General features: G+C 46.3%; 20 protein-coding genes and 2 pseudogenes. 10 read left to right on the plus strand and 12 right to left on the minus strand.

Going from position 1 to position 25,063, the window contains the following annotated elements:
- Positions 1 to 33: 33 nt before the first annotated feature.
- From NNO03_RS09915 to NNO03_RS09925, 3 genes are read right to left on the minus strand one after another with little or no spacing between them, the layout of a single operon-like run.
- A complete protein-coding gene (locus NNO03_RS09915; protein ID WP_271449420.1) occupies positions 34 to 729 on the minus strand; it encodes a lactate utilization protein C in 696 nt (231 codons plus the stop codon).
- Entirely contained in the window at positions 722 to 2,149 is a 1,428-nt protein-coding gene (locus NNO03_RS09920) for a LutB/LldF family L-lactate oxidation iron-sulfur protein (protein WP_271442267.1), read from the minus strand. The genes NNO03_RS09915 and NNO03_RS09920 overlap by 8 nt, the downstream gene beginning before the upstream one ends.
- A gap of 10 nt (positions 2,150 to 2,159) precedes the next feature.
- Positions 2,160 to 2,879, minus strand: coding sequence for a (Fe-S)-binding protein (locus NNO03_RS09925; protein ID WP_271442268.1), 720 nt, complete (start codon positions 2,877 to 2,879; stop codon positions 2,160 to 2,162).
- A gap of 580 nt (positions 2,880 to 3,459) precedes the next feature.
- Between NNO03_RS09925 and NNO03_RS09930 the strand changes: the two genes are divergently transcribed.
- Entirely contained in the window at positions 3,460 to 5,013 is a 1,554-nt protein-coding gene (locus tag NNO03_RS09930; RefSeq protein ID WP_271449421.1) for an L-lactate permease, read from the plus strand.
- 500 nt (positions 5,014 to 5,513) lie between these two features.
- Here NNO03_RS09930 and pdxY read toward each other — a convergent pair whose 3' ends face one another.
- From pdxY to NNO03_RS09945, 3 genes are all read right to left on the minus strand, one after another.
- Positions 5,514 to 6,371 carry a pyridoxal kinase PdxY gene (gene pdxY / locus NNO03_RS09935; protein WP_271449422.1) on the minus strand — a complete coding sequence of 286 codons (858 nt, stop codon included), beginning with the start codon at positions 6,369 to 6,371 and terminating at the stop codon, positions 5,514 to 5,516.
- A gap of 11 nt (positions 6,372 to 6,382) precedes the next feature.
- A complete protein-coding gene (locus NNO03_RS09940) occupies positions 6,383 to 7,648 on the minus strand; it encodes an aromatic amino acid transporter (RefSeq protein WP_271449423.1) in 1,266 nt (421 codons plus the stop codon).
- 188 nt (positions 7,649 to 7,836) lie between these two features.
- Positions 7,837 to 9,207: a tyrosine phenol-lyase gene (locus tag NNO03_RS09945; protein WP_016155590.1), complete on the minus strand. Its 1,371-nt coding sequence runs from the start codon at positions 9,205 to 9,207 to the stop codon at positions 7,837 to 7,839.
- Between the two features lie 778 nt (positions 9,208 to 9,985).
- Here NNO03_RS09945 and symE point away from each other — a divergent pair.
- On the plus strand, positions 9,986 to 10,348 hold the full coding sequence (gene symE / locus NNO03_RS09950) for an endoribonuclease SymE (protein ID WP_271449424.1): 363 nt from the start codon (positions 9,986 to 9,988) through the stop codon (positions 10,346 to 10,348).
- A 58-nt stretch (positions 10,349 to 10,406) separates the two neighbouring features.
- Here symE and NNO03_RS09955 read toward each other — a convergent pair whose 3' ends face one another.
- From NNO03_RS09955 to NNO03_RS09965, 3 genes are read right to left on the minus strand one after another with little or no spacing between them, the layout of a single operon-like run.
- The gene (locus tag NNO03_RS09955) at positions 10,407 to 10,892 is read right to left on the minus strand and encodes a type VI secretion system tube protein TssD (protein ID WP_271449425.1); all 486 of its coding nucleotides are present in this window, start codon (positions 10,890 to 10,892) and stop codon (positions 10,407 to 10,409) included.
- A gap of 19 nt (positions 10,893 to 10,911) precedes the next feature.
- Positions 10,912 to 11,244, minus strand: coding sequence for a DUF1493 family protein (locus NNO03_RS09960; protein ID WP_094760968.1), 333 nt, complete (start codon positions 11,242 to 11,244; stop codon positions 10,912 to 10,914).
- The gene (locus NNO03_RS09965) at positions 11,238 to 11,693 is read right to left on the minus strand and encodes an STM2901 family protein (protein WP_094760969.1); all 456 of its coding nucleotides are present in this window, start codon (positions 11,691 to 11,693) and stop codon (positions 11,238 to 11,240) included. Before NNO03_RS09965 ends, NNO03_RS09960 begins: the two co-directional genes overlap by 7 nt.
- A 221-nt stretch (positions 11,694 to 11,914) precedes the next feature.
- Here NNO03_RS09965 and NNO03_RS22730 point away from each other — a divergent pair, with 221 nt between their 5' ends.
- Together NNO03_RS22730 and NNO03_RS09970 are read left to right on the plus strand one after the other, a co-directional pair.
- Positions 11,915 to 12,262 (plus strand): hypothetical protein, encoded by a 348-nt coding sequence (locus tag NNO03_RS22730; RefSeq protein ID WP_333908917.1) that lies wholly within the window; start codon positions 11,915 to 11,917, stop codon positions 12,260 to 12,262.
- Positions 12,263 to 12,264: 2 nt separating this feature from the next.
- Positions 12,265 to 12,744, plus strand: coding sequence for a type VI secretion system tube protein TssD (locus tag NNO03_RS09970; RefSeq protein ID WP_271449426.1), 480 nt, complete (start codon positions 12,265 to 12,267; stop codon positions 12,742 to 12,744).
- Between the two features lie 44 nt (positions 12,745 to 12,788).
- On the opposite strand, the gene NNO03_RS22795 is transcribed toward NNO03_RS09970, so the two are convergent.
- Together NNO03_RS22795 and NNO03_RS09975 are read right to left on the minus strand one after the other, a co-directional pair.
- On the minus strand, positions 12,789 to 12,953 hold the full coding sequence (locus tag NNO03_RS22795; RefSeq protein WP_369124577.1) for a DUF1493 family protein: 165 nt from the start codon (positions 12,951 to 12,953) through the stop codon (positions 12,789 to 12,791).
- A 56-nt stretch (positions 12,954 to 13,009) separates the two neighbouring features.
- Positions 13,010 to 13,336 carry a DUF1493 family protein gene (locus tag NNO03_RS09975; RefSeq protein WP_271449427.1) on the minus strand — a complete coding sequence of 109 codons (327 nt, stop codon included), beginning with the start codon at positions 13,334 to 13,336 and terminating at the stop codon, positions 13,010 to 13,012.
- A 251-nt stretch (positions 13,337 to 13,587) separates the two neighbouring features.
- Between NNO03_RS09975 and NNO03_RS09980 the strand changes: the two are divergent.
- Positions 13,588 to 14,456: pseudogene (locus NNO03_RS09980) on the plus strand (phosphorothioated DNA-binding restriction endonuclease).
- 132 nt (positions 14,457 to 14,588) lie between these two features.
- Here the strand turns inward: NNO03_RS09980 and NNO03_RS09985 are convergent.
- A complete protein-coding gene (locus NNO03_RS09985) occupies positions 14,589 to 15,011 on the minus strand; it encodes a FosA7 family fosfomycin resistance glutathione transferase (RefSeq protein WP_271449428.1) in 423 nt (140 codons plus the stop codon).
- Between the two features lie 596 nt (positions 15,012 to 15,607).
- Here NNO03_RS09985 and dptF point away from each other — a divergent pair.
- From dptF to NNO03_RS10010, 5 genes and pseudogenes are all read left to right on the plus strand, one after another.
- Positions 15,608 to 17,257, plus strand: coding sequence for a DNA phosphorothioation-dependent restriction protein DptF (dptF, locus tag NNO03_RS09990; protein ID WP_271449429.1), 1,650 nt, complete (start codon positions 15,608 to 15,610; stop codon positions 17,255 to 17,257).
- Between the two features lie 4 nt (positions 17,258 to 17,261).
- Positions 17,262 to 18,587 carry a DNA phosphorothioation-dependent restriction protein DptG gene (dptG, locus tag NNO03_RS09995; RefSeq protein WP_047737553.1) on the plus strand — a complete coding sequence of 442 codons (1,326 nt, stop codon included), beginning with the start codon at positions 17,262 to 17,264 and terminating at the stop codon, positions 18,585 to 18,587.
- On the plus strand, positions 18,568 to 23,646 hold the full coding sequence (gene dptH, locus NNO03_RS10000; RefSeq protein ID WP_271449430.1) for a DNA phosphorothioation-dependent restriction protein DptH: 5,079 nt from the start codon (positions 18,568 to 18,570) through the stop codon (positions 23,644 to 23,646). The genes dptG and dptH overlap by 20 nt, the downstream gene beginning before the upstream one ends.
- Positions 23,643 to 24,839: a DUF262 domain-containing protein gene (locus NNO03_RS10005; RefSeq protein ID WP_058330580.1), complete on the plus strand. Its 1,197-nt coding sequence runs from the start codon at positions 23,643 to 23,645 to the stop codon at positions 24,837 to 24,839. Before dptH ends, NNO03_RS10005 begins: the two co-directional genes overlap by 4 nt.
- A pseudogene (locus NNO03_RS10010) lies at positions 24,836 to 25,063 on the plus strand (hypothetical protein); the annotation flags it as partial. The gene NNO03_RS10005 and the pseudogene NNO03_RS10010, both read left to right, overlap by 4 nt.

Genomic DNA, 25,063 nt, shown 5'->3' on the forward strand with positions numbered 1-25,063 from the left:
GCCTATAGCGCCAGAGCGGTTTTCCATCCTGCCTCAACAATCTTCAATAATCAGATACACCGCCTTCACCGGTCCGTGAACCCCAACCACCTTGATAAGCTCAATATCCGCCGTTGAACTGGGCCCGCTAATGATATTAATGCACGACGGCATCCGCTCACCGGCCTTCGCCTTCTGATGCAGAATTTCTGCCAGCTGCGCCACCCGCGGCAGAATGGTGCTTTTACGCAGCACGAAAATCGAGGACTCCGGCAACAGGCTCAGGGAACGCCCTCGCTCGGGTGCGGAAAACAGCACCACGCCGCCGGACTCCGTTAAGCCGTACTCGGCATACACTACGCCGACTTTCGCCTGCTCGGCCTGGGTAATATTCTCTGCCCCGCGAGCCGGCTCCCAGACCACGGCGTTGCATTCCTGCTGCAGGCGTTCGGTTATCCCCAGTTCCACCAACCGGCTGTCGCCGCTCAGCACCACCGGTTGATGACCCAATTCTTCGCACAGACGAAGCGCCGTGTCTGCGGCCTGGTCCTCGCGAGTCAACTCACAGCGGGCCAGCATCACTTCGCTGGCAAACTGGATAAACGCATCACAGCGCAGCTCGGGGCTAAGTTCGGTCAGGCGCTCGTTGGCATAGTTGTTCACCGGCGCGGCATCCGCTTGCGGTTCGAAGCGCAACGGGCGACCCAGCGCCTGGGCGACAGTGTTTAAAAACGCGGTACGGTTATCCATTTTTTTTCTCCTGCGCCTGATGTTTCTTAAACCAGCTGCGGAAGCTCTCGCCGTCAGCATCAGGCAGATCGCGCGCCTCCATCCAGTCACCAATCGCGCCAACCTTGAGTGGCGTTTTGCCACCATTGATAAACCAGCTCGCCGCATGCGCGCCCGCCATCATCCCCACTTTCCACAGTCCAGGATGACTATTGGCATACGCGAACATTTTTATCGCCCGGCGCTCGGCTTTCGGGGTAATGCCCTCTTCAGCCATAACGCGACGATGACGCAGGATCAGTTTTGATAACGGAATACGTACCGGACAAACGCTGTCGCAGGCCGTGCAGAGCGAACAGGCATACGGCAGATCTTTGAAATCTTTATAGCCGCCGAGCAGCGGAGAAATCACCGCGCCGATAGGACCTGGATAGATTGAGCCATACCCATGTCCACCAATGTGGCGGTAGGCCGGACAGGTGTTCATACAGGCTCCGCAGCGGATGCAGCGCAGCACATCGCGAAACTCAGAACCGAGCACCTGCGAACGGCCGTTATCGACAATCACCAGGTGGAACTCTTCCGGTCCATCAACGTTATCCGCCTCACGCGGGCCGGTCAGCCAGGTGTTATAGCCTGTCAGACGAGCCCCTACAGCACTGCGCGCCAGCATGGTGATCAGCACATCCACGTCAGCAAAGGTCGGTGCGATACGCTCCATCCCCATCACCGCAATGTGCGTTTTCGGCAGCGTGGTGCACATGCGCGCATTGCCTTCGTTGGTCACCAGGCAAACAGAACCGGTTTCCGCGACGGCAAAGTTACAACCGGTAATGCCAATTTCAGCACTGAGGAAATCCTCGCGGATCTTCTGGCGAATGAATAAGGTCATCGCTTCTGGCGTTTCCGGACCATCGTACCCCAGGCGCTCGTTCAGCACGCGGCGGATCTGATAGCGATCTTTATGAATAGCCGGAACCACGACGTGCGAAGGCGGGTCCTGATCCAGTTGCAGGATGTACTCGCCGAGATCGGTTTCGATCACCTGAATTCCGGCATCCTGCAGCACATGGTTGACGCCGATCTCTTCGGTCACCATCGACTTGGACTTCACCACCTTCTTCGCGTTTTTACTCTGCGCGACCTGCAAAATGTAGCGGGTAGCCTCTTCTTTGGTTTTAGCGAAATAGACGTGACCGCCGTTTTCCGTCACTTTCTCGGAGAGTTGATACAGGTAAGCGTCGAGATTGCTCAGAACGTGATCGCGGATCTGACTGGCACGATCGCGCCAGTCTTCCCAGTGGCCTAATTCATCGACCATTTTCTGGCGATTCGCGCCGATACGCTCCTGCGCATTGGCCACAGCTTTGCGCATGATCGGATCTTCTATCTGCTGACGGATGCGCAGTTTAAACTCTACATCGCTGGTTTTTATTGACATCTCATTCCCCTCAGCGGCTCATCAGCACTTCAGCAATATGCATCACTTTGACCGGCTGGCCTTCCCGTTGCAGTCGACCGCCAATATTCAGCAGGCAGCTGACGTCCGCGCCAATCAAATATTCCGGCTTCGCATCCATCAGATGTAAGACTTTCTCTTTCACCATCTCGCCGGATATCTCGGCCATCTTGACCGAGAACGTCCCGCCAAAGCCGCAGCAGGTGTCCTGATCGGCAAACGTCAGCAGCTCCAGTCCACGCACGTTTTTCAGCAGCGTGAGCGGCTCTTCCTTTACACCCAGCTTGCGGGTCAGGCTACAGGAAGGGTGATACACCGCCCGTCCCTGCAGGCTGGCGCCGACATCCACCACGCCCAGTTTGTTCACGATAAAAGAGGTGAGATCCTGCATACGCGCGGCAACTTTCTCGGCACGCAGCGCCCAGTCCGGTTCATCGGCCAGATAGGTCGGGTAGCTTTTTACTGCGTAGGTACAGGAGCCTGCCGGGGAGATAATCGGGTCGTCGTTGTCTTCCAGGGCGGCGATCAGGTTTTTCATCCCTGGGATCGCTTCTTTGATATAGCCGCTGTTGATGGCTGGCTGGCCACAGCACCCCTGTTTTTCAGGGAAATTCACGCGACAACCCAGTTTTTCCAGCAGCAATACGGAGTCTCGTGCCATCCGTGATTTCAGTGCATCACCAATACAGGTGACAAAGAAATTTACATTCACAATAACTACTCCATTGCTTCATTTCTGTTTATTGCGCTTGATATCGCGATATCAAGCAAAGGTTCAGCCGTATATCACGCCCAGTTTTTCGTTTTTTTGGTTTTACTCATGCCTGGATCCATGGTGATATTCGGATCGTTTCCCGTTGCTGGCGACTCTCCGTGTCTTATATCAGGACAATCGCAAATGTCTGTATTTTCATTTGTATGACAAAATTAGATAATCCTCTAATCGACTCGCACATGCAACACCCTGGTTTATTTCTTTCGGCCTTGCTCACATTTTTATATTGAAAACCACCGCGTTATTAAAACCTAAAAAACAGTTTCATGTGATTACTAATCTCGTCACTACCATTATTAAAAAGGTTATTAAATAACTACTTATAGGTATTAGGCTTACTCTTAAGTATATTTATCTGGCGGAAGCTTTTAATTAAAAGATTACAATAGTTACAAAACTATTAATCATAATTACTTTATTCACTGAAGCGATTCAGTTTACATATTTTATTTATGCGTCAATGTAGCCTTTCCACCATAAATATAAATCAGGTTTAATAAACCAATCAGGAATAGCAATGAACGAATATTTTATGTTTGCCCTGGCACTCTCTCCGTTACTACTGATGGTATTTTTAATATTGAAATTGAAAATGCCCATCCATTATTCCGTGTTGATCTCTTTAGTATTCACCGCCGCGCTATCAGCGATATTCTGGGCGATGCCGGTACAGAATCTGCAAGCCGCAATAGGCTATGGCGCACTGAAGGGATTATGGCCGATTGTGATTGTGATCCTCGGCGCTATCTTTAGTTATAACGTCATGCAGGCAACCAAAGCGCTGGATATTCTGCGCGATATTCTCGCCAGCATTAGCGAAGATAAGCGTATTCAAGTGCTGCTGATTTCATGGTGTTTTGGTGGATTCCTGGAAGCCGCGGCGGGTTATGGCACGGCGGTCGCCATTCCGATCGGCATTCTTATTGCGCTGGGATTCAACCCGCTGAAGGCGGCGATTGCGTCACTGGTGGCAAACACCGTACCTACAGCGTTTGGTGCGGTGGGTATTCCCGTCTCTATACTGGCGGAACAGGTTAACTTGCCGGTTTATACCCTGGGCGGAACCATTATTCTGCAGCTCGCGCTGTTTAATATCCTGCTGCCGTTTGTGATTATTTGTATTATTGGCGGCGGCCTGAAGGCTATTCGCGGCGTATTTCTGATCACGTTGATTTGCGGCATCACCACGCTGGTTCCGCAATATTTTGTCGCCATCCATCTTGGCGCGGAATTACCCGCCTTTGCCGGTAGCCTGGTCAGCCTGTTTGCCGTGGCGATGGTCAGTCGCCTGCGCAAAGGGAAAACCGATCCCGAGTGGCGCATTGAAGTCAGCCATACCCGCGAAACCACGCCGCGCTCGGCAAAAGTGTTGTTCCGGGTTGGCTCTATTTATCTGTTTATTTTTGTGTTTATCCTGCTGTGTTCGCCGCTGTTCCCGACAATAAAAGGCGCAGCGTCCCAACTGGCTTCGGTGCTGCATTTCACGCTCGCTGACGGCAAAACGATGGCGCTGAAAGTGGAATGGGTGACCACGCCGGGGATGCTGATCATCTTTGCGACCATTATCGGCGGTTTTATTCAGGGAGCGTCCGCACGTGGGATGCTGGAAGTATTTATCAAAACGATTTTCCAGCTTAAAAACTCTATCGTCGCCATTATGGCGATCGTCGCGCTGGCCACGGTGATGGATCTCAGCGGGATTATCTCCACGCTGGCCCAGTCGATTGTCGATCTGACCGGCAGCTCGTACGTATTCCTCGCCCCGGTAATTGGCGCGCTGGGCACGTTTGTGACCGGCAGCGATACCAACTCGAACATTCTGTTCGGCAAGCTGCAAACCATTGCCGCCAGCAAGTTACATATCGATCCTAACTGGCTGGCGGCGGCCAATACCTCTGGCGCTACGGGGGGGAAAATGATTTCGCCGCAAAGCATCGCCATCGCGGTTTCTGCCACCAAAATGGACGGTCAGGCCAACCAGATTATGTCTGGCACCATGAAATACTGCTGCGCCTACATTGTGATCCTCGGCCTGAAAGTCGGTCTGTTTTATTACTGGTTTATGGCGTAAACCATTGTCAACCCCGTCAAATTCGCGGCAATCGTTTTTGACGGCATAGTGACCAAAAAGGTTTACACCGCCTTAAGATCGGAACAACGCCGTTGGCTTTACGATTCGTCGGCGCTGACTAAAATAGCGCCGATGTTTCAAATCGAGGATTATTGTTATGTTGTTCTGGAAAAAGATGGTGAAGAAGTTCGACGCCTTTTCCGCGTTGATTCCACCACGCTACTTCCGCGTGTAATACCTGGCACTTATGCCTGATGGCGCTTCGCTTATCAGGCCTACATTTCACACTTATTTGTAGGCCTGCGTTTCACGCTCATTTGTAGGCCGGATAAGGCGCGAGCCGCATCCGGCAGCGACAGCGGCGTAAAATGCTCATCCCTTTCTCTTACGCAGTCCGCACGCTTTTAACATCACAACCCAAATACGCAGCCACGCAAAACGGTAGACCAACGGATGCTGAAGCCTCAGCAATGTCAGAAACACAGAGCCCCCTTGCGGCGTCAGATCACCGTTGCCTGATAGCGAACCTGTGGATCCATAATCTGATGACGCGCGTCTATCAGCCGCAGTTCATACGAATCGCACTCTTTCGTCAGCCGCATTACCGCATCGACAACACTTGTCGTTCGCTCCAGCGCCAGTTTATCCTCAAAGCCATTCAGCAACGAAGCCAACATCACACTGCAAATCAGATCCCCAACACCCACCGGCATTTTGGCAAAGGTATACAGCGGCCGGGCAATGTGTAACGTCTGTTCCGGTGTCACCAGCAGCATTTCAAACGCCTGCTTATCACGCGAGCAGTCGCCGAGATGTTTCACCAGCACCTTCTTCACGCCCCACGCCACCAGTTGCTGCGCCGCTTCCACTACTTCGTCAAAACCACGCAGTTGTCTGCCCGTCAGCACGCCCAGCTCATAGAGATTCGGTCCCATGATGTCGGCCAGTTGAATGGCATCATCGACAAAAAAGGACTCTACGCCCTGCGCGACAATGCAGCCTTTTTGCGGATCGCCCATCACCGGATCGCAAAAATAGAGCGCCTGTGGGTTACGCTGACGAATGGTGGTAACCGCGTGCTTTACCTCTTCGCAGTGACGTTTATCACCGAGATAACCCGACAACACGGCATCGCACTGGGCAAGCTTTTGCAGATCGTCCAGCCCGCTGATGATCGCACTCAACTCACCGTGCGGCATCGCCATCCCCTGCCACATCCCGTACTGGGTATGGTTGGAAAACTGTACGGTGTAAAACGGCCAGACATCGATACCCGAGAGCTGCATCGGCAACACCGCGGCCTTATTCCCGGCATAGCCATAAACGACTGACGACTGAACAGACAACACGTTTTTCATTTTGACTCCGTCTAACGAAACGTTGGCAGCAGACCCAATACGTCAAGAACAACTGTCAGGTAGACAACCGCTCCGCAGATAATCACCAGGTTGAGCACGGTGTTGTTGCAGGGCGCTGTATACGTGGCAGTCGGAAAACGCTTCCGCGCGGCTTTCACCAGAAACGGCGGCAGGATCACACTCCAGATGGTAAAGGCCAGACCGGCATAGCCGATTGCGTGCACAAAACCGTTCGGGAAGAAGAAGCAAACGGCGGCTGGCGGGAAGTAGGTCACCAGCGCAGTTTTCAGGCGGCCCACGCCGTTATCCGGGAAATGAAACAGGTCGGCGATGTAATCGAACAGACCGAGGGTTGCCGCCAGCAGGGAACTGGCCACCGCGAAGTTGCCGAAGAAGGTCAGGATCAGGTCCATATAGCGGCTGGTGAACAGTTCACTGATCGCCTCGACAAACACGTCAATATTGCCGCCTTTGGCGATAATCGGCGGGAACGAGGAACGGCTGATGTTGCCCATCGTGACGCCCAGCCAGAAGATATACAGCAGCAGGGCAAACAGCGTACCGATGATAATCGAACGCGTAATATGTGAGACACCGCCCTTGCCATACAATTTGACCAGGCTCGGCACGTTACCATGGAAACCAAACGAGATAATGCAGAACGGCAGCGTCATCAGAATATACGGCAGGTACTGCGAATTCGGCAGCGCTACCGCCACGCTGTCCACGAGTTTCGCCACTTCGATATGACCGACCAGCCCGGAGAAGGTGGCAAAGAACGCGATAAATTTACCGATAATCAACACGGTAGTGATGCGCCCAACCAGCAGTGAGCTGTACCAGGCAATTGCCCCGACCAGCATACTGACGATCACCACCGAGATATTCGCCGGAAAGCGCACACCGCTGTATTTGAACACGGTTTGCGCCATCACTGCCGACGAACCAGAAATATAAGCATAGGTCAGAATATACAGCACAAAGCCGAAAGCGATACCGACCACGATATTCCACTTTCGGCCTAATAAATCCTGGGTAAAGGTATTAAAACTGGCACCAGCGCCATAATGCAGGTTAACTTCGACCAGCATCAGACCGGTTAATAACATCATGATGGCAATAAAAAGAAGAATAACAGAGGCGCCGGGAAACCATACGCCGGCCATCGCAATCGGCAGGGAAAACATCCCGCCACCCACAACGGTTGCAATAACCAACATGGTTCCGCTAATCAGTCCGGGGGTACTACTCTGTCGCTCAATGGCATTAATATCCATGATAAATGTTCCTGTAGACTATTCGTTATAATTACAGCTGTCATTTGTACATCATGCGGATAATAAAAATGTCGGAGTCAGGGTTTGCTTCTTTTAGTTATGTCACGGTAACGGGCACCACAAAGGCTTCCTGTTCATGGAAAAAGAAAACAAAAAAGCCCCATCAGTGATGGGGCCATAAAAACAATTTAGATATAATCAAAGCGTGCAGTAAAGAAGCGTAGCTGCTTTGGCTCGTAAATAAACTTCAGCCCGCGAATATCTTCTTTGTGCTGGTAAAGTTTAATGATGCCGTCAGCCACCACATCCATATGCGCGTAGGTATAAACACGGCGAGGAATGGTCAGACGCACGGTTTCCAGTTTCGGTCTGTGATGTTCGCCGGTCACATTATTACGACCCGCAGAGATAATTCCGCGTTCCATACTGCGTACCCCGGTTTCCACATAGATGCTGGCAGCCAGGCTTTGCGCCGGGAACTCGTCCTGCGTCAGATGCTCACAGAAGCGACGCGCATCGAGGAATACCGCGTGACCACCTACCGGCTCAACAATCGGTACGCCTGCGGCTTTCAGTTTGTCGCCCAGATAGCGAACCTGCTTCACACGGTGCTCAATATATTCGTACTGCATAGCTTCGCGCAGGCCAATCGCCATGGCTTCCATGTCACGTCCAGCCAGGCCGCCGTAAGATGGCATCCCTTCGTAGACCACGACTAACTCTTTGGCAGAAGAGAACATTTCGTCATCGTTCATGCACAGGAAGCCGCCGATGTTCACCAGACAGTCTTTTTTACCACTCATGGTACAACCGTCAGCATAGCTGAACATCTCATGGACGATCTCTGCGATGCTCTTGTTCTCAAAGCCCTGCTCTTGCTCTTTGATGAAGTAGGCGTTTTCCACGCAGCGAGTGGCATCGTAGAACACTTTAATGCCGTGTGCTGCCGTCAGTTCACGCACCGCGCGCATGTTCGCCATCGAGACCGGCTGTCCACCCGCGAGGTTAACCGTCACCGCCAGGCAAATATAGGCAATATTCTCTGCGCCTTTTTCATCAATCAGCTTTTGTAATTTTTTAAGATCGATATCACCTTTAAACGCAATATTCAGACCGGCATCGTGCGCTTCGTCACGAACGATATCGACAAATACCGCACCATTCTTTTCCTGGTGATAACGGGTGGTGGTGAAATACATATTCCCGGCAACATATTGCCCTGGTTTAATTGCCAGCTGCGATAACAGGTTTTCTGCACCGCGGCCCTGGTGAGTCGGAACAATATGTTTAAAGCCAAACAGTTCCTGAACAGTCCTTTCCAGATGATAGAAGTTTTCGCTGCCCGCGTAGGCTTCATCACCCATCATCATTCCGGCCCACTGCTTATCGCTCATCGCGTTGGTGCCACTGTCGGTCAGCAGGTCAATATAAATATCTTTCGAGTTTAACAGGAAAGTATTGTAACCCGCTTCCTGCATTTTCTTAAGGCGCTCATCACGCGGGATCATAGATACAGTTTCAACGCTTTTAATACGGAAGGGTTCTGCCGGATAATTCATTTTGTTTCTCCAGTAACAGTGGTCATGTACGTATTAATGTGAAGTAAAGCATATCGGGTTCATCAGTAAGCCTTGATGAAATATAACTATTCGCCTCCTGAACCAGGGGGAGAAATAATGTGCAGGCACTATGCAAGATTTGATTGATTATGGAAATAGCACGGTCAACATTAATCATTGGCAATAATTTAAAAAGCTGTAAATGTGAGTGATACAAATCACACGTCATTTTTTTACCCGTTCATATTCAACAAGTTTTTTTTTGCGTTTTGATTTGCCCTTCACCGTTGCATGTCACTGGAGGGGGGAAATACTGAAAACTTAACTTTCCAGGCTGTGCTCATAATGTATTGCTCAATGAGTACACCCCATTTTGTGAGAGTCGGATCACTTCGCGGGTTTATATTTGTGATTCACATCACTAAAAGTGTAAAGCAAAGTGTACAAAACATGGCTGTTTCAGAGTTTACTATTTGCTTCAGTGAGTTAGATCACATTTTTATCCAGATGCCGACAGGCACTGTTTTCTGGAACGAGGGGATATTCAGGCGTGCAAAAGGCAATGAATTTATACGGTGAATAATACCGGATTTATTGGGATGAGGGCGTTTTCTATTTATTCCGAAAGCGTGCTATTCGCGCTTATTTCATCTTATTTACATCTGGACTTCCCCCATTCTACTGGCGTAATTTACAGGGGTTTTATTAGCGCGATGCGAAGGTGCGCCAACACCTGCGCATCGCTAATCACAGTAACTATTAAGTGAGAATAGTCGCCATGACTGATACGCATTGTATTGCAGTTTCATTTGATCCAGAAGTGCACACCGTAGATAACCGTCGCCTGAAGGTGGGTTATGCGAGCCGTTATCCTGATTACAGCCGTCTGCCGGTGAAGTACGTCCAGTTTCCGTCCATCGTGATGAAGGGGCAGTGGTTGAAAGCCGCCGGATTCGACACCGGCACCCGCGTTGATGTGTGCGTAATGCAAGGCTGCATCGTGTTAACCGCTCGCGCACCTGAACCCGAAGAGTCAGAACTGATGAAATCGCTGCGCAAAGTAGAAAAGCTGTCGGCACGCAAGCAAAAGCAGGTGCTGGAGTTTATAGAAGTGATTACGGGGAAAGGGTCGAAGGGGTAACGGTCTTGCTAAAGGCGCCTGTGGGCGCCTTTTTAGAGTGGGCTGCAACATCATTCAATTATGCCGTGGCGCGTTCGTTCCAGGAATCATGCGCTAAAAGATTACCGTCTTTATAGAGATGAGTGATCTTCTCGTAATTCATTGCAACTTCTTCCATATGACCCGTACCCGGACAACCTCTCGTGTCATGCATAACCGGACTGACTGAAATGACCTTTACGTTTTCCAGCGTGATCCGATAATACTCCACCTCCTGCCCTGCATCATTGATATGGTAGAAATGAAAGTCAGCAGTTTTAAACGTCTGGCCCGTTGCTGTCGCCTTGAAAAGATAGGGAGACGAACTATCAAGTTCTTTGGTGAATTGGAATGGCGAATGCTGACGGGTGCCAGTAACCTTGCCGGTCATTGGATCTGTCGGGATGTTTAAATTATGGTACAAACCCCGTAGTTCAATGCTTCCCTCACGAGCAACAACATCAGAAGAACCGCGGATAACTGCACCGCCATCATCAGTCAAAAATAAGTGTACTGGTACAGCCATTTTTTGCACTCCTTACCACTTAGTCGTATAACCATTTCCCGGCTTTTGCCGATGCAATCAACATCCCGATAGTGAAATCAGGCACAGGAACAGGTCGTAACTTCTTGAAGGGATTCCATGAGAAAGGCTCATCAGGATAGTAAGTTTCAATCTTAAAATTCCCTCTGGCGACCTGAAATTCTTCAAAAAACTCATCCATTAGCTCTTCTGCTTCACTAACATCAAACTGCATGTCAGTGTCAAAATCACTGTCAATCGTTAGCAAGCTTTGCTTCTTTTCATTATTGAATAAATAAACACCGTTGTAGCGTCTTACCAGTGCAAAAACACGTTGCTCAATATCATCTACCATAACTTATCATTACCCCGCGCTATACGATTGTAATCGCGTATTGAGCAGTAAGTGATTATCGAAACATCAGCGAATAAAATCACCTCCCCTATTAGGGGAATCGTCCGACCTACAAATGTACTTATTTTCGTAACCATTCGTCGTTTTGCCGTCCAGGGAGTATAGCCGCCAACCCAGGTTGGTAATTTTATGCCAAAAGGAAATTTGGCAGTTTTAAAATACCTCCGCATTGCTTTAGATATCCGGGATGTACCTTCCTTTGCCCCTTTAGGCTTGGCTCTCGTTTTCTGATTGTTAACGCCGCTGTAAAGTGCAACCATTGCTAACACATCAACCCCAAAGTGATCTGCTGTGGTTTCGCAGAAAATCATGAAAAACAATTCAGACGCGGTAAGGTTAGAGCGACCGGCATAAAAGTATGTTCCGTTGAGTTCCTCTACTGTATCCATCAGTACCCCTTCTTCCCTCAATGATTTGCTTGCTTATCGTACTCCAGGGGAATCACGAAGAATAAAGATGACTACCGTATAAAGTCTATTTTCAGATAAAATAAATATCATGCCATTAGTAGTAATGTACCAGGCAGACATAATGTAGTGATTGAGTGCTATATCTGGTAAGAAAAACATTCATAACAATAATGTAAATAAAACTACAGAGGCATGGTGATATGAGTAAGTTTACTATTCCGATAATAAATATAATTCTTAGCGGTTATGTAGCTACCTTATGTTTAATTTGCTTGTTCGAATTCGATTCATGGCAAGATAAAACCCTTGCCGTTATTATCATCGTAGGGAGTATTTATATTATCGCTTCTATCGTAAACAGGTTTTCACCCACGAAAACGCGTCTATTGGGTGGGGTACTTGACCTATTATCCGGACCATTGCTGATCGCAGGAATCCTCGCCTGTTTCTCTTTTCTTGACCCCTGGCCCATAAAAATTATTGGAACGTTCATTTGGGTTATCATCATGCTTTATTTCCCTTCCCATATAAATCTAGATAAGGACTAATCATGTCAAACCCAGCCTATCTCTGGTTAACCGATGCAAATGGCTCCCCTGTAATGGGAAACTCACAAGTCGCTGGACGCATTGGTGCTATTGAACTGAAATCAGTCACTCATCACCAGTCTGTCCCTGTAGATGGAAATACAGGTAGACTAACAGGAACTCGTGTGCACGTGCCGATTACAATACAGAAAGAGTTTGATAAAACAACGCCCCTTTTGTATAAGGCGTTAAGTGAAAACCAGACATTAAAACCAGCCACAATAAAAATGTATCAAATTCTGGAGGTTGGTATTGAAAGTAAATATTTTAATATCATTTTAGAAAATGTAAAAGTGACAGGCATCACACCAAATTTATTCCCAGGCTCGGGAACAGGAACCCATAATAAAACTATTCAGCTAAGATATGAAGCTATTACCTGGAAGCACTGTGATGGGAATATCATTTATAAAGACGCATGGAATCACAGAGTAATTTCGTGACTGTCATTGAGTATCTCACCAGCACAGAAAGCATGTGCTGGTGATTAAAGCATATATTCCGTGGACAAGCGAAGCAATCCCTCTTTAATAAACAGCGAGATCAACCTAAAAATTTTTAGTAAACTGATATTGCCATTATTCTCAGGATAGTAAAATTCAATCTTAAAATTCCCTCTGGCTACCTGAAAATCTTTAAAAAACGCATCCATTAGCGCTTCTGCTTCACCAACATCTAATTGCGTCAGTGTCCTCTGTAAGCATACAGTCAATCATATAACCAGCGACCTGCTCTGGCTGATTCTGCAAACATACGTACAGTAAGCGGTTTTGACACTTGCCTGATGGATTTTTTGGTAAACCACTTTCGATAGACCGATTCTCTTTCCCACGGGTAATAGGCCTCAAAATCAATGGCTGAAACATCAACGTTATATTTCTCTCCAATATCTTCAATGGCATACGGTAATTCATCCCATTCAGCGTAACCTTGCAGCGGCGTATCAAGTTCAATTGGGACAGGCTTGAAAGTAAACGTTACCGCGAGAGATAACTCCCCCCGAAAAAACTCCAACACCTCGCTATCCGTCACCATAAGCGATCATCCGATATGCAAAAATTTCCCTGTTCATCGTACTCCTGAGTATCCAGACGGGTAACAGTCGTGGGATATTAGTTTTTCAGAAAAGATAAAAGTGAAGTCGTTGATGTCAGACAACGTACCACGCATAGTGCTTTATCAAATTGATACCAATAAGTGACGTCGATAGCGCATCTACCCACCTTTTCTTGATCAGGTGATATTTTGCGAGCATCATCGCAATTATTTACCTGATAATGAAATCAATGACGTCCAGTAAAACCCTGCAACAGGCAATTGCCGACATCACCATCTGGCGTAAAGGCGAGCAGCGCGCACCGCACAAGCCCCTACTGCTGCTTCATGTACTGGCGGGTTATCAGCAGGGTCACGGTCGCCTGTTTGACTACGGTACGGAAGTTCGCGACCCGTTGCATAGCCTGCTGGAGCGATTTGGGCCACAGCGCGCACAGTACCGCCCGGATATGCCCTTCTGGCGCTTACAGGGAGATGGGTTCTGGGAGCTACAAAACGCGGAGCATTGTTCAACGTCCGGCAGCAGCAAACAGCCCCCAGCCGGAGAACTGGTGACGCATAACGTTGCCGGAGGCTTTGATGAACAACATTTTGCCCTGCTGAAAAAGAGCAACAACCTCATTAACGCCCTGGCCCAGCAAATCCTCGAGGCGCACTTCACCGAAAGCATTCAGGAAGAGATCGCGGATGAATTGGGATTTGATATCCTGCAAATCCGCAAACAGCGGGACCCATTGTTCCGCCAGCAGGTTCTGCGTGCCTATAACTATGAATGCGCCATTTGTGGCTTCAATATGCGCCACGACAGCACCTCTGTCGCCCTGCCGCTCATATCAAATGGAAACAGCACGGCGGCCCGTGCGAGATTTCAAACGGCCTGGCGCTGTGCGCAATCCACCATAAAGCCTTTGATAAAGGTTCGATTGGGCTGGATGAGAGTATGCGAATTCAGGTGTCGCCCGCAGTGAATGGCAGCGGTATGGTGGGCAGACTGTTCTGGGATTTCGGCGGGAAGGAGATTGCTCTACCGATGATACGCGAGAATTATCCAAAAGAAGGGTTTGTGGAGTGGCACAGGAAGGAAGTGTTTAGAGGGTAAGTGCGAAGGCCGGACTCGCCTTTTCATTTAATTTATTGAAAATTAATGGGTTGTGAGGATTTGTTTTGGGGATTTGCCCCCAGAATGGGACATAAAATTGAATACTGCGTGGAAGATCACAAAGTTGCGTCATTATTTTCCAGAACCGAAGCGCATTCCAGAGTAAGGCTTCTCCCGGCACTGCGTCAGTCGGGATGCTAAATCTCCCACATGCAGCTCCAGCTTGTGGCCATCCGGGTCAAGAAAATAGAAAGATTGCCCTTCGCTTTTATTGTCTTTCCAGACCGTCACTCCCGCCTGTTTCAACTTATACGAGAACGGTTCAAAATCTTCTGGCGCAATGCTGAATGCATAGTGGGTGTAGTCGCTTTCCTGCGGGGCTACGTAGTTTCGGGATACGTCGTAAGAAAGACAGATCCAAAGGTCACCACAGGTAAGATAAGCACCAGTATCCCACTCAGTATGAAGCTGCAACCCCAGCAAATCGCGCCAGAATGTCAGGCTAGTTTGCAAATTACTGACAGCAAGCGTTAAGTGGTTCAGAGATTGAAGCATAGGGATACCTATAAATATTATGTCTTAACAGGAAATGCTCTATCTCAAAAACAAGGAAAACTGAGATAGTTGATACATTGGCTGCGTTGCTTTATACCTAATCTAAACTTATAGCTCGGCTGCACAAGAGCTGAGTGACAAGCAACCAAGGCGCTGCAGAAACTACGCAACGAGCACAAATCCGCGCAAACCAAGATTAACCCCATAATCTCCAAAGTGATCCTAGGGGAAACCGTCATCACGAAATAATGAGGATGGAGCTATGTCACAAAAGAGAGCTACCGTCGTAGCAAGCTATATCTATCAACTTGCGAAAGAGCATAACGTGACAGCTACCCGAGACACTATAAGTAGTATTGTAGCTACCATTAACACCCTTTCTGATAAGGACATCGAATTGGATGATGTCGAGCAATTACTTGTTAATCTAAAAAGAAAAGGTGTGTTGACAAAAGCTGAGATACTACATCTTCAAAGGTGTTACTTTCGTGAGCAAAGGAAATTGCAACCCTGTGATCAGGTGACGAAAGGCCTATAGAGATCAAGGGCTAGCTCGTATAAAATAGGCGAATTCTTACTTTAGAGAACATGAAGTTATGAGCGCGATCACATTACGTAAAGCGTTAGGTGTACTTGCGAAGTCATCTTCGTTTTCCGTAACCACAGAAACTCATCGGCAAAAGGATGTGTTCGATGAGCTAAAAGAACAACTCTTTGTTAAACAAGAGATTGAAGAAGAGTTACAGCGTTATCTGGATACCGCTGCTCCCGGTGAGATCATTTTTCTATGCGGAAGTAGTGGCGATGGGAAATCCGAAATTTTAACCCGCTGTAAGTCAGAACCACGATATCAACAGAAGTTTAGTTTCCATCTGGATGCGACACACAGCTTTGCGCCTCAACAATCAGCCATTGATGCATTGAATGATTTACTTGAAAATCATCATTCGCAATCATACCCGCTCCTCATCGGTATCAACACCGGGATGCTCGCCAACTTTGCCAGAGAAGGTTCTGAGTCCCATATGGCTATCCGCGCCGCTATTGACTCATTCTTGTCATCGCAACAGGAAGGCCACCGTCCTTACCGCAATGAACATTGTACATTCTTTGATTTCGAACATTATCCAAAGTTCGAGTTTGACGAAGAGCAGGAATACTCCCCTTTTATCAAAAAATTAATGAATCACTTAACGGGGAATGACGACAAAAACCTGTTTTACACAATTTATCAACGTGATGAATCAATAGGACATGATTTAAAAACCGTTGCTAACTTTAAACTACTGTGCATGCCCGGTGTTCAGAATGTTTTAATAACACAGCTATTTAAAGCCCGATTAATAAAAGATCAATTTGTTACCACAAGAACCTTATTGGATTTTTTACATCACCTGCTGACAGGGCCTGGGTATCTGTTTGATAATCTGTTTAATGGTGCAGAAAATGATCTAATTAAAAAGGTTTCTGATTTTGATCCTGCCAGATTGCATACATACGAGATTGATCAATTTATTTTGCGCTATGAGCTTGGATTAGTTGATCCCGAACTGGATGATTTCCTGAGTACACTTGCGAAATTACATCTTACGTTTGATCGTCAATGTGTTAAGCCTGGTGATGCAGCTTCCTTAATTAGACTTTTCTGGCTACTACAACATGAATCTTTAGGAAATAACTATCACAAAAGATTCTCTGTATTCTTTAAAGAAGCTCTCTTTGAGCGTTATTCAGAGATTTGGCATCTTCATAAAAACTATACCGCAGATCCGGAACAAAAAAGAACACTAAATCGCTTTTACTCTTTCGAGCTTATCGCTGGTATTCAGCGTTACGCAAACCGTAAAGCACCTGAACTGAGTACCCAAAAAGAAGAGTTCTTTTTAGGCGAATTTGGTGGGATTAAAATAACAGCACCTGTTGCGCTGAAACCGGACTGGGATTCCATTCTCAAGAAAAATACAGCCCATACAACTTGTTTCGATATCTATTTAAAAGTAGGACAAGATCCGCTGGATCCGATTCGGATCGGTCTTAATTTATTTGAGCTATTGAGCAAACTGAATAATGGCTATCGCCCTAATAAATATGATAAAAGTGCAATTGTCTTACTGGACGAAATCGTTGAACTAATCGCAGAAAAGGCAAAATCCAGCAGCGAAATCAAATTTTATGATGGCCTAAAGCGGGTTTATAGTGCAAGAGCGGACGATGACATGATTACTATCAGTGGCATGGAGGGATAACATCATGTATCCCATTGCAACAAATTTAAAAGTTAGTAATAACCAGCTGGATAGCTACCTTCCAATACGTAATAAGAATAACAATATTGACTGGCAAATCGTAACAGGTTTAGTACTAAGCTATGCCGTGAAGTATAAAATCGATACTTACAGTCTCGAGCAGTTTCGCGAGGATTGTAAAACTCATCTGCAAATATTGATCGATGAACCCGCGTTCTTGTCCGTGCTGGAACGGATGTATTTTTCCAGTCAGGATATTTTTCGTGTATCTCCCCTTTTCTTGCTGTTCCACGCTCAGTTTGATGGTGAAAAGATAAGTGCAGGCTCGACTGCCGACAAACGCCTTGGAACACTGTTTGCCAATTTGATGAGAGATTTTAGCCTTAATCACCCGATACAAGATAAGTTGAATTTTATTGAAAAAGAGATGCTGAATAAGCTCAATAAAAAATTAATCCGACTGGGTGAGGGGCCATTTGCAAAAGAAAAACCTTATTTACCCTATCTGGTAACGTGTTTTCAGTCTGATTTGGCGTTTCTGGCAGAGCATCCACAATATCTTTTGCAGGAACTGACCAATACTCTACGTTTGTACGCCTTTAGTTGGTGCGCACAACTGGCGCTCAATCTGGACAACTGGCAAGACGGCGAGCCGCAGAGTAAATCATTGTTCTTTATCCTCGATACTGAAAAAGCTAGCTCAGAACGAGATAAAATAAAGCTCTTCGGCTATAAGTGGTTTGCCCGCCAAAGTGAAAAATTGTTCCCCATACTCTCTGCATTAGAGGTATTACAAGTAAAAGGTGAGGAAAAGCGCCCTCTTTGGCAGGTATATCAAGATTGTTTAGGTTATTCAGATACATCGAATCGAGTACTGAATGAACTCAATAATTATATACAGAAGTTTATCAGTAAGGAGGAGCGAGATCTTCCTGAACGCGATCGTGCTACAAACCTGGAAGATGCCTTTAAACAGCTGTTATCTGTTGCCGTTGAACAGTTTCAGGGTAAGAAAACCGAGCGAGCAGCGGTAAATCGCAAATACATCAACGAGCTGGAAAGCCAGATTTGCACTGACTTCATTCAGGTTCGTGGCCGAGCGGGGAAAGTGCTGGTACTGAACCAGGATCGACTACTGCTACTAACTAACCTTACCGTGGGTAAAAACAAAAAACTCCGTCTGCATGAGCTGCTACGTGGTTTTGAGCAACGCGGATTTTATCTGGATAACCAGTCTACACAAATGCTGGTTGCGTTTTATGAACGCATGGGAAATGTGGAGAGAATGAGTGACAGTGGAGACGCCGTATATGTCCGTAAAACAGTATGAAACCTATCTGGCAGAAACCTTCATTGAATGGGTTAGCAGCATCATCCAGCCTGGTGAGCGCTACCAGTTTAAATCTCCCGATCCGGATAACGCCTTAAAGCTCTGGAAGGCTTTCGACTCTTTAGCAAATGGAAATAAACTAGAAATTGCACCGGAGCAATTTCTTACCTACGTCCAATGTAATAATATCCAGCTTATTCCGGTACTGCACGGCACCACTACCCCTGCATTCACAGAAAACTATATTTCTCATTTACGCGATCAGGTTTCTGGCCGCAATGGCATTTTTGCCCAGACAGCGTTGTTGATTATCCACAACAGCATGCTGGATACCTTACTCAATAGTACCAAAGATGTCGCTGCACCGGATGCTATCTGGCATCCAGAAACCTTCCGTCACCAGCTCGAAAAGTTAATCACAACGGACAGCGCCCGTTCTCAAGTATCCCGCTGTTTGCTGAGCGATCAGTTGACAACAATATTGGATGAAGGCGCAACGGTTTTTGGATTTTCATCGTTATACCGTCTGCTGGACGACGGCAATCTGGATTTCTCAGAGCTAAAGTTATTCAACGATAATAACCTGCTGAATTTTAGTGATAAGCAGTTGCGCGCCCGGCTCAATGAAAACCAAAAGTTATATCGCCAGATAGAGGACAGTGTTGAACGCTACAGCGGGCAACTGGAGAATGTACTAACTGAATTTAGTGCAAAATTCATTCAGGAGCATTTCGTTGACAATGACGATTGGCGTGAGCTTGATTTCTCCGTCTACCTGAATGAAAAAGCACAAAACAGTGAACAGAAACTGGTGTTGGAAAACATTACTGCTGAAAACGGTGAGGTCTGGCAAAGAGCCAAAAGCACCAGTAAAGCAGGTAAACGAGATATCAGTGTTCTGGTTCAGGTTCTACCGGGGCAGTCACAAGTTGAGCTGGAGTTTATCTTCCAGGGTAACGACCTTCAGGACAATCAGGTAAAAATTGCTCATCATCGTCCATTACAGAAAGAACGATTCTGGCGTACTAGCCGGCTCGGGGGGAGAAACTCTAAGATACTGGCATCAGTGCCTTTTGATGGTCGGCCCTGCTTCTTTAGCCTCGAAATCATTAACCGCAATAACTCAGCAGAAGAGTACAAGTTTCGCCTGCTGTTAGTTGAACAAGGGCAATTCTGGCTTAATGAAATCCAGCATTGTTATCGTATTGAACCTGGTAAAGGTCAATTAACTCTGCAACTGGAAGATAATGAGCTACGTATTGCAGAGTTCGGCGACAAGACCTGTTTACTTGATGAAGAAAGTGATTATGTTGATTGCCGCCATTATGCACTCGTTAATTTTGAAACGCTGGCGAATCAAAGTGAGCTGATCAAATTTACCTTGATTTCAGGTGACTCCCGTTTACTGTTTAACATCGAAGGTCCAGGAGCAGAGGAAGGATTAACACTGCCTCTGCTTTTTGATCAGGGTCGTTTCAATAAACTCTTTAAAGAAGAAGGGAATGCAACCTGGAACAAGTTGAAAGGTCGCGTCATCCTGGACAATATCGAACATAATGTGGTTGGTGTTCGCCAGCAGTTGCTTATGCAAGAGTACGCCCTGATCGAGCGTAATCTGCTCAGCACTGGCAGTAATGGTAGTGAGTTTGCACTGGATGAGCTTCTGGCGAGCTATCCCGACCTCCATAATGCGTACCACCAATTGTTCGTTTACTATCAATGTCGAAATACCCTGCCGAGTCTGGTGTCATGGTCAGCGGAATATCGTGTATTAGTCAGTCACATGATCGCTACTTTTGAACAGGCATTACAGCAAATCAGTCTAAGCAGAGCATTAACCATCCAGGAAAAACGTCTGTTACATCTGGGGATTTGCCGCGGCGACGATTATGAACGTCTCTCGCCTCTGCACCCATTGGTAATGGCTTATCATTTACAGCTAGCTGAAACTATTATCGCCGAGCCCGGATACCCCGCATCAGCTTCCTTCGCTTCATTACCAGAGATTACTCTCGATCGTCTGGTCGTCTCTGGCCTAATGCCATTTGTGTATCATAGCGAACATGAATACGCACAGTTACAACCGATGGTAGAAAATCGCTTCTGGATAGATATTGTTCCCCAGCGCCAGATGAGCCACGAATATGTTAAGCGTCTGGTGAAAGACAAGCTAAACGAATTTACAGATGCCTATTCTCGGCTGTTCCAGAGTGCAGGAAATAATGCCCTGGTTATTAATGCTATTAATATGGGGGAAGCCAGAGAGCTATTCCTGGGACTGGTAGATTATTTTAAGCAGGAAAAAGATAACGCAATTTCGATACACGTAAACTGTTATGACGAACGTCTGCTACCCAATGCCTTTGACCGCTTTGCCGAAAGCGGCAGCTATGAACAACTTAAAAATGATCTTGGTCTGAACAGCGGTGCGTGGCGTTCTGAAGCCGATATGTTGATCGATCTGCTCCGCAGTCGCTTAACATTCAGCAAATTTATCCTGCCACCGGAAAGCGATCAACTGGCTTACGCCCATCTCGCATTTTTCACCAACACCGCACCGGTTGATTGCCGCCAAATTCGCATTGAGGATGCTGCCAGCGGGGTTTTATGTCATGGCTTGATTGCAGGCGAAGGGGCTGAAACACAAGGCGATGCTTACTTTACCGCGTTTGGTCTGCGTAATGTCGATACTGAATCGTCTTGCGCCCTGCGTCTCGCCCGCTTGTTAGGCTGTCTGTGGCAACCGGCACGGCAGAGCAACAGCCAGTATCACGGTCAGGGAATTAGTCTGGCTGTCAGCGGTAACTTTAAGCAACTGCTGAATCGCTCTTATGATAGCTCTCTCTGGACCACAATTATCGACCCTAAGGTCACACTCGATTTCTTTACTAGTCAAAAAGATGTCGTACTAATTCATTACTCTGACCAGTACACCAGTTGTGCTGGTTATGACGCCGTAACCGTCACAAAACAGGTTGAGTTGTTCCTGCGTCTCCTTCAAACAGGACAATCCACCGTTGATAGCCAGCAACTACTTGCTGAATTTAATGCCTTTAACGGTGAGTGGCTGTTGAAAATGTTGCGTTCAAATGAAAAGGAGCGCAAAGAAAAACACGGCATTATCGGTGCATACAAATTCGTACAGTCTATGCTGCTCCAGTCAGATATTTGCTGGATCCCACTGTCAGTAGCTGAGATGATCCGCGTGTCCGGCAATGTCGGGCTGAGAATGAAAGAAAGCGATTTATCGCGCCATTTACAGGGTTATCAGAAAGGAGCGATCTCTGACGATGTGCTCTTTGTCGGCTTCAAAGATAACAACCTGTATCTGTTACCACTTGAAGTAAAAACAGGAGCTCGCCCCGATTACAACCATGCGGGGCAGCAGGCCCGCGAGCTAAAACGCTATTTACAGCAAGATATTCTTGGGCCGCAAACTCTGGCATCACAACTATACCGGGCTCTTTTTATCCGTCAGGTATTAATGCAGGTAGAGAAGTTGCGTTTGTATGGAGTACTGGATAACGACAAGCTATCCCCTCTTCTGGAGCGACGCGAATGGTGGCTCACTGGCGATTATCAATTAGGTGAGCTTGCTGACTATGCAGAAGGTTTTGTGGTAGCGCATGTAGACAGCGGAACCTGTTTTGGTCTCTCTTATAAAGAGACAGTAGAAAAGATCTTACAGATTGAGATCCCTTACTCATTGCTTCCATCGTTAATCGCAGCGCAAGGAGATCAACCTCCACTAGCCGAACGCTATCGGGTACCGGAAAAGTATCTGCTCAAGCCAGAGTGTGATGCCAATGCTTCGTGCCCGGGACAGGCGGTAACAACAACTGAGCTGCAGCCCATTTCTACACCGAAGCTTCCACAACCTGGAGTATTGGCACTGACTCCCGGTAATGTCAGCAATGCGCCATTACAAGTCTTGTTTGGTCATGATGCTGTACACCAGAATCCGTTGTATTGGGAGCCAACTAACACAGCTAAGTTCATGAATACCAACACCGGTATTATTGGAACGATGGGTACCGGGAAAACTCAGTTTACTAAATCGCTGGTTACGCAACTGATGCGCAATCAGTCCTGCAACGTTGATGGTAAACCGATTGGCTTACTGATCTTCGACTATAAATCCGATTACGTAGATGATGCGTTTCTGGAAGCTACGGGCGCTAAGAGGTATCAGCTATCGTTGTTACCTTACAATCCATTATCGTTATTTGGTGATATGCCCATGTTACCGAGGCATACGGCCATGGCATTCGCTGAAACAATGGGCAAAGCGTATAACCTTGGCGTAAAACAACGCATGAAGCTGGTTACGCTAATAATGGAGTGCTATGACTTAGCTGGAATAGTGCCTCATGATCGATCAACATGGAATCGTATAGCACCGACTATCGAAGATGTGTGGCAGCAGTACCTGGCACAAGAGAAAGTCGACGAAGATTCATTATATGCTGCGCTTTATAATCTGGCTGGTTTCCAGATTTTTGAAACAGATCCAGAGAAGATGACCAGTTTGTACGATCTGGTTGATGGAGTCACAGTTATCGAGCTCGCGGGTTATCCATCAGAGATTCAAAACCTGGTAGTTGCACTGACACTGGATCTTTTTTATGCGCAGATGCAAAAGCGTGGAAAACCGACGGTGCGCGGTGATTATCGTCAGCTAACCAAAATGATTCTGGTTGATGAAGCCGATAACTTTATGCGCCAGGACTTTGCCAGCTTGCGTAAAATTCTTAAAGAGGGCCGCGAATATGGTGTAGGGGCGATCCTATCAACACAAGAAATTACCCACTTTAAAACAGGCGAGAATAATTATGCTTCTTATATTCTCACTTGGGTGATTCATCGAGTTTCTGAGATCAAAAATGCGGATATTAAGGCAGTATTTAACATCGACGAAAAAGGTGATCAGGAGTCTCTAATGGGACAGATTCGGCAACTTGAAAAGCATTTTAGTTTATATGTCGATGGGGATAAGCAGATTAAGAAGATGCATGATCGGGCTTTTTGGGAGCTAATGAAAAATGAGGGGGGATTATGATTATTAGAGATACAACTAACAAAATAAAAAGCGTCTACACAGAAATAAAAGATGGTGATCTTGATTTGCGCCCTAATTTCCAAAGAGGTGAAGTCTGGACATTAAATAAGAAAAAATTGTTGATTGATTCTATATTAAGAGAATGGTACGTCCCACCAATACATACAGTAGCACTAGGTGTTGGTAAATCGGAAGTGCTGGATGGACAACAACGATTAACCGCTATCAAGGATTTTCTTGATAACCAGTTTGCAGTAGATGGCAATATTGAACCAAAAGATGAAGAGATTCTTGCATTGCATGGGAAAAAATTTAAAGATTTACCTATCGATGTACAAAAGAAAATAGAGAGATTTGGTATAACAATTTATGAGATTACTGAATACAATTTAGGTGAGCCAAGTGAGTTATTCTATAGACTAAATCAAACAGTTAAACTAACCTCGTCAGAAGCAAGAAATGCTATTTTTGGAGACGTGAGAGATGATATTTCTTCATTTGTCACATATATGGATGAGCTTGGAGTTGGGAGGAATATATTAGGGTTTAGCAATTCCAGAATGGCTTATAATGACTTATTATCTAGAGTGTGTTTGTTGCTGGAAAAAGGTAGCATACGATATCAATTAAGTGATGCAACACTAACAAATAGATATCGGGATGATACTAGCTTTGATTCAGATATATCAAACGCAATTAAATCCACAATTAAATTCTTTGGCTATCTATCTAAGTACTCTTCTCAAGAAGATATAAAAACAAATTTAACAAAAGCATCATCACTTAACTGGATATATCTTATCTGTTGTATGAATATCCATTCCGATGGTATTGATGTCGAGAAGTTATATAGTGCTTTTATTTATTTAGAGACTGCGAGGACATGTATCAAAACTAATGAGCGATTCCCTAAAGATGTAGTTGATTTTTTTGGAATTGGTCAGGCGAATCTACGTGAACTAATGATGATTTACATAGAGCGTTCTTCATCACGGGTAATGTCCATAGGTTCTATAATTATAAGGGATATAATACAGAATTTTGCATGTTACATGGCTGGAATTGTGCCAGTACACTTAACTGATGTTGATACCAATCATCTTGAAAAATTTGCCGATGCATTAAGACATGAAAATGATGTTAAGTTCTTAATTGAAGATATGGCCGAAATTTGGAAGGAAACTGGATTATGAGACAGGCTAAATTTAATGATGGATGGCGAAGGACTCAAGAACTATCTAACTACAACTGCCAGCTTCGCCAAGTATCTATTAATGATGCTAAAGGCGTATCTGACAAATTTTGTTTGGAATTAGACAATGGTATATCTGTACTTTGTGGTAAAAATGGTGTTGGCAAAAGTACTATTTTAAAATCTATTTATTCGTGTATTAAAAAGAATGGCTTGGTCAATAAT

The sequence above is a fragment of the Citrobacter sp. Igbk 16 genome (assembly GCF_028069755.1).
In the GTDB taxonomy this organism is placed as follows: domain Bacteria; phylum Pseudomonadota; class Gammaproteobacteria; order Enterobacterales; family Enterobacteriaceae; genus Citrobacter.